This is a genomic window from Caldibacillus thermoamylovorans, from assembly GCF_000751775.1.
Classification (GTDB): Bacteria; Bacillota; Bacilli; order Bacillales; family Caldibacillaceae; genus Caldifermentibacillus; species Caldifermentibacillus hisashii.
The window spans coordinates 1-6,253 of sequence record NZ_CCRF01000057.1 but is presented as its reverse complement, the minus strand read 5'-3'; the positions used below and the strand labels follow the sequence as shown (position 1 = coordinate 6,253).

Genomic DNA, 6,253 nt, shown 5'->3' with positions numbered 1-6,253 from the left:
AGTTTCGTCATGATTAATCCTCCCATAATACCATTTGTGAGAATATGAATTTGTTAAAAGTAAGTTCTTATAAAGAATATAACACATTTTAATCGAAAAAAATCATCTCGAAAAATAGTTCCTTTCCCCAATGTGACAAATGGGACGCAGAACCTGACCCCATGACCCAGAGATGCTCAAGTTTTAAATATTGAGCGACCAACTCTGGGACTGATCATTATTTTTTAACAGCAGAGATTTAATAAATTGTGTATAAGCGGAAAACACAGATTTACAAACTTCGAAATTATTACAATTGGTTCTTCCATTAGGAAGGATTTTTTGTTAACAATGTAGAATTATATCAAAGTACATGTATTTGAAAAATTATTCCCTTTTACACTTGTGAATTGGTCATCCTCCGACTACTGCGATCATTTTTCCCTTAATTTTTCCTTGTTCTTTTCACATCACATAAAAATTGATGGGAAGGTGTTACATGAGAAATTATTTTCAAAAATTTATTATTAGTAACGATGCCATTGTTTTTTGGGGAGATACAGTAAAGGTAATGAGTACTTTACAACCTGAAAGTGTCGATGTCATTTTTGCAGATCCCCCATACTTTCTATCAAATGGTGGCATATCAGTTAAATCTGGAAAAGTTGTAAGCGTTGATAAAGGGGACTGGGATAAGATTGGTTCCTATGAAGAAATGCATAACTTTAATTTTGCATGGATTCGTTTATGCAAAAAAATATTAAAAGAAGACGGAACTATATGGATTAGCGGCACCCATCATAACATATACTCAATTGGCACAATCCTAAAAGAACTGGGTTTTCATATTCTTAATCAAATTATCTGGGTAAAAACTGATCCACCTCCTAATATAAGTAAACGAATGTTTACATTTAGCTATGAAACTATTATTTGGGCAAAGAAAAATAAATCGGCACCGCATACTTTTCATTATGAATTGATGAAAAAAATTAATAAAGGAAAACAAATGACAGATGTTTGGCATATACCCCATGTTCCTATGGAAGAAAAAACTTTCGGTTACCATCCTACACAAAAACCGTTACAACTACTAGAAAGAATCCTAATAGCATCGTCTAATAAACATTCTCTTATATTAGATCCATTTTGCGGAAGTGGGACTACAGGTGTTGCTGCTTTGAAATATGGCAGGAAGTTTATTGGAATCGATAATAATTTAGACTATGTAAAAATTAGCTTTAGAAGAATAAATCATCTTTTTCAAGAATGATATAAAAATAACATGCCTTATTGTATATTTATTCATAGAAATCTGCGTTATTCCTAATAAAACTTTTGACGATAATTGTTGTTAAATGTAACATATAAAATAGATGATTTAAAATAGAGGGAGAAGAAGGTAATGACAATAACTAAAAGCAAAGTAATACAGCCGTTTTTAAAATGGGCTGGAGGCAAACGGCAATTACTCCCGGAAATACGGAAATATGTTCCTAAAAGAATGGGTACTTATTACGAGCCTTTTTTGGGTGGGGCAGCAGTATTATTCGATTTACAACCCAAAAAGGCAGTAATAAATGATATAAATAGTGAATTAATTAATACTTATTTTGTCATAAAAAATAATGTTGAGGATTTAATTGAAGATTTAAAAAAACATGAAAACACAAGTGATTATTATTATAAAATAAGAGATTTGGACAGAGATAAAAATCAGTTTAGTAAATTATCTGATGTTGAAAAAGCGTCAAGACTTATATATTTGAATAAGACTTGTTTTAATGGATTGTTTCGAGTGAATTCGCAAGGGCAGTTTAATGTCCCGTTTGGTCGATATAAAAATCCTAATATTGTCAATGAATTTGTATTAAGGGCTGTTTCTCATTACTTAAATAATAATGAAGTGGAAATTTTAAATGTTGATTTTGCTGATGCTGTTTCTTGCGCAAAAAAGGGAGATTTTGTTTATTTTGACAGCCCTTATGATCCGGTTAGTGATACAGCTTCCTTTACCGGATATACTTTAGATGGTTTTAATAAAGATGAACAAATAAGGTTACGCGATTTGTTTGTAGATTTAGATAAGCGTGGGTGTAAGGTACTTTTAAGCAATTCAGCTACAGATTTTATCAAGGATTTATATAAGGATTATCACATTGAAATTGTTTCTGCAACAAGAAACATCAATTCAATAGCTTCAAAGCGGGGAAAAATTGATGAGGTGCTGGTGATGAATTATGAGCAAAACTCTAAATGATGAAGCGTGGGAAATATTATTTGATAAATATAATATTTTGAATGAAATAGAGAAACATGGGTACTATGAAATCGATTCAAAAACAATAAATACAGTCCGGCAGGCAAGGCTAATGGCAAAATTTGATCACCATATTAACTTGCCTGCTATTTTTAAGCAACATTTTTTATCGATTCTACCTGTTTCTCGTTCTCGATATGTTATAGGAAAATTTGATGCCTATGAAAAACTTAAATATGATAAGAACTTAAAGCCTGTTGAGATGTATTTACCTGAAATGATCGAGACAATTGATCGAAATAATTTGTATAGTGAAAGTGTTGCATTAAATTGTGCATTTGCATCGGGAATGATCGATGATTTGTTTGGGGAAACAGCTATTCCTACAGTTTCCGGCAGGATGGGCTCTAGTATTTTTGAGTTTGATATTAGCAGTTTTCCTTTACTAACTTCATTTAGAAAACAGAGGGGTTTAAATGGAACAGGTAATTTCACGATTCAAGTGAATAATGCTCAATTAGAAATTGATGGTGGATACGAAACCGACAATGCCTTTATCATTATAGAAGCAAAAAATGAAGCTGTAAGTGATTTTTTAATACGTCAGCTTTATTACCCTTATCGTCTGTGGCAAGACAAAATAAAAAAACCGGTTATTCCTGCCTTTTTTACATTATCAAACGATGTATTTAGCTTTTTTATATTTGAGTATGAAAATAAAAATCATTACAACTCACTTAAGTTAGTAAAACAGAAAAACTACATTCTTCAACATGAAAATATAACACTTGATGAAATTTATGATATATTAAAAACGGAAAAAGTTGTCGACGAACCAAAAATACCTTTTCCCCAAGCAAATTCCTTTTCTAGAGTTATTGATTTTTTAAGTATCCTAGTAGACAATGATGGTTCAATAGATAAGGAAAAATTAGTTTCTACGACTACTTTTAATGTAGTCGTAAGTAGACAAATCGATTACTATACTACAGCGGCAATTTATTTAGGATTGGCTCAGCGTGAACGAACCAATGGAAATACGAATTATTCATTGACCAAAAAAGGTCAATTAATAATGCAATTGCCTTATAAACAAAAATACTTGGGTTTTGTAAGCTCTATTTTACAACATCGCATATTTAAAAGAGTGTTATATGCACAATTAAATAATGCGGGTATACCTATTAACAAAGACGAGATTGTCAAAATGATGAAAGAGGAAAATCTACATGGGATAGATTCTGAAACTACATATGTGAGAAGAGCTTCATCAATACAAGCATGGGTGGATTGGATACTTTCTTTGCAAGAGGAATATGAAGGATGAGTTAATTTGAACTAAGAAAAACTTAGACGAGTACATAAGTGGTTCATTTAAATATTGTACTCGTCTATTTATGACAATTAATGAACTCAACTATTCTAATTCTAGTTTTGATAAGATCTATACCAGATTTTTTTCATAATATTGCTATATTTTTAGTAGCTGTCATCTTCCTGATCTAGGTCCAGCTTTGTATTTTCCTTGGTATGTTTCATTGATATTAAAAAATTCGCTTCATCTCTTTACTAAAGAAAATTATAGCGTTATAATAACTATTAAATCCAACTATATGGATGGGATTAATGAAAAATAGAGGTGCAGCAATGAGATTGAAACGTTTATTCATGTTATTATCAATTGGATTCATTATTACATTTTTAGCTGCTTGTACATCCGGTGGAGAGGAAAATTCCCCCGGTACAAAACAAGATAAAGCCAGCAGCGAAAAATCCGTCAATTTTGTAAACAAAGAAAACATTCCTACGATGGATCCAGCCCTTGCAACAGATGAATCTTCATTTGCATTCTTAAGAAGTACAATGGGTGGTTTGTATCGATTAAATTTAGATGGAAAACTTGTTCCTGAATTGGCGACAGATCATGAAGTCAGTGCAGATGGTTTAACTTGGACGTTTAAAATCCGCGAAAATGCCAAGTGGGAAAATGGTGACCCGATTACGGCAAATGACTTTGTTTATGCTTGGAGACGTGCCATTGATCCTGCGACTGGATCCGAATATGGTCCATACTTAATGAATAATGTTATCAAAAACGCCACTGCCATCAGCAATGGAGAAATGTCTCCTGATCAATTAGGTGTACTTGCGGAAGATGACTTTACATTAGTTGTAGAACTGGAAAACCCGACACCTTATTTTGAAAACTTAACATCCTTTGGCACACTATTCCCATTAAACCAGAAATTTGTTGAAGCACAAGGTGATAAATTTGCGACAAGTTCGGATACATTATTGGCAAGCGGTCCTTATAAACTAACAAACTGGACAAGTACAAGCGATTCATGGGAATTGGTAAAGAACGACAATTATTGGGATGCTGACACTGTACAGATGGATAAAATTCACTTTGATGTGGTGAAAGACCCACAAACGGCAGCCAACTTATATGAAGAAGGCAGTGTCGATCGCGTAAATTTAACTTCTGATTTGGTTGACCAATATTCCGGCAACGATGATTTTGTAACCATACCAAATACCTTTGTATATTTTATTAAATTCAATCAAAAAGCAAATGATGCATTGGCAAACAAGAATATTCGGGCTGCTATTAGTCGTGCATTTGACAAAGAAGCGATTGTTGATGAAATTTTAAATGATGGCTCGATTGCTGCAAACGGACTAGTTCCAACCGGATTTGTTTCCATGCCTGAGTCACGAGAAGATTTTCGTAAGGTAAGCGGTGATCTTGTTACTTTTGATAAAACAAAGGCCCAAGAGTATTGGAAAAAAGGTCTATCGGAAATTGGAAAAGATAAAGTTGAACTTGAGTTACTATCAGATGATGATGAGGCAACGAAATCTATCGTTGAGTATGTCGCCAATCAATTGGAAACAAACTTACCGGGATTGACAGTTACTATAAAACAAGTACCGAAAGAACAACGGCTTGACTTGGAAGATGCAGGCGATTACCAAATGGAAGTTGCCAGATGGGGGCCGGATTTTGAAGATCCATATACATTTATGAGTCTGTTCACAACGGATAGTGGTAATAATAAAATGGGTTACTCCAATGCAGAATATGATCAATTAATTTTAGAAACTTCAACAACGTTAGCAACAGACAATGAAGCACGTTTTAACAACTTTGTGAAAGCAGAAAAAATCTTATTTGATGATGCCGCCATTGCTCCAATTTATCAAAATGCAAGGGCTGAACTCGTCAATCCGAAACTAAAGGGTGTACCGAATAAACCGGTTGTTTCTGCGTATGAGTTTAAATGGTTGGATATTAAGGAATAAAAAAATAAAAAGGCCTTCCCCGAATCGCTCGGTGGAAGGTTTTTTCAGCTAATAGGAAAGTATAAATTTTTCGATTTCTACTTTCCTAACGCATAAGTGCACTGAAAGACTTCGGTAGCATTACCTCGCAAGCGAAAATGTTTTTTCGCTGAACTACGGCTCTGTTCTCGCCTAAAGGCTCGGCAATCGCCGAGTTTTCTTTTGACAAAAGAGAGAAACCTTTGCCCCAATGTCAAAAATTAGGTCAATTACCTTTCCTCATTTTCCACCCCACATTTCGCACGTCTTAAGTAAAATTCATCATAATTTTTGAATGAACTTTATCTAAATGGCTCGATGGGGTGATATCTTTATTTTTCGATGGATTTTCGACAAATTTCTATTGAATTCGACATTTTTTTCGGGGTTTCCCCCTGTTATGTGTTATTTACCTTGATTTTCGACATTTTTTGACACGTATATCGATAGATCATACCCGCATAATTCAATGATTTTTTTGGCTTGTGAATCAATATTGTCGGGTAGGAGTCTTATTTTTTGCTGATTTTGATTGATAAGGATCACGGTAATATCTTCTAATTGCTCTAACAATGCTTGACCTGTGGGTTGAAGGAGCTTTCTTTTTCCCTTCAGGATTAGAGATAGGTTCTTTTCTTTCAGTTCTTTTCTAACTCGATATTCTAAAATTCCATAGATTAATAAAGCCAT

The 6,253-nt window shown here is 33.6% G+C and carries 4 protein-coding genes and 1 pseudogene; 4 read left to right on the top strand and 1 reads right to left on the bottom strand.

Annotated elements, in window-relative coordinates; genetic code table 11:
• Window positions 1-478: 478 nt before the first annotated feature.
• From BT1A1_RS09135 to BT1A1_RS09120, 4 genes are all read left to right on the top strand, one after another.
• Entirely contained in the window at window positions 479-1,252 is a 774-nt protein-coding gene (locus tag BT1A1_RS09135) for a DNA-methyltransferase (RefSeq protein ID WP_051989079.1), read from the top strand.
• Window positions 1,253-1,384: 132 nt separating this feature from the next.
• Window positions 1,385-2,239, top strand: coding sequence for a DNA adenine methylase (locus BT1A1_RS09130; RefSeq protein ID WP_197057092.1), 855 nt, complete (start codon window positions 1,385-1,387; stop codon window positions 2,237-2,239).
• Entirely contained in the window at window positions 2,220-3,566 is a 1,347-nt protein-coding gene (locus BT1A1_RS09125) for a type II restriction enzyme (RefSeq protein ID WP_034770373.1), read from the top strand. The genes BT1A1_RS09130 and BT1A1_RS09125 overlap by 20 nt, the downstream gene beginning before the upstream one ends.
• A gap of 299 nt (window positions 3,567-3,865) precedes the next feature.
• Window positions 3,866-5,545, top strand: coding sequence for a peptide ABC transporter substrate-binding protein (locus BT1A1_RS09120; protein ID WP_330939314.1), 1,680 nt, complete (start codon window positions 3,866-3,868; stop codon window positions 5,543-5,545).
• A 423-nt stretch (window positions 5,546-5,968) separates the two neighbouring features.
• Here the strand turns inward: BT1A1_RS09120 and BT1A1_RS09115 are convergent.
• A pseudogene (locus BT1A1_RS09115) lies at window positions 5,969-6,253 on the bottom strand (IS4 family transposase); the annotation flags it as partial.

Bases quoted from the DNA above. Each gene is read 5' to 3' on its own strand.
- BT1A1_RS09120 (WP_330939314.1), top strand. From the start codon at position 3,866: ATGAAAAATAGAGGTGCAGCAATGAGATTGAAACGTTTATTCATGTTA.
- BT1A1_RS09125 (WP_034770373.1), top strand. From the start codon at position 2,220: ATGAGCAAAACTCTAAATGATGAAGCGTGGGAAATATTATTTGATAAA.
- BT1A1_RS09130 (WP_197057092.1), top strand. From the start codon at position 1,385: ATGACAATAACTAAAAGCAAAGTAATACAGCCGTTTTTAAAATGGGCT.
- BT1A1_RS09135 (WP_051989079.1), top strand. From the start codon at position 479: ATGAGAAATTATTTTCAAAAATTTATTATTAGTAACGATGCCATTGTT.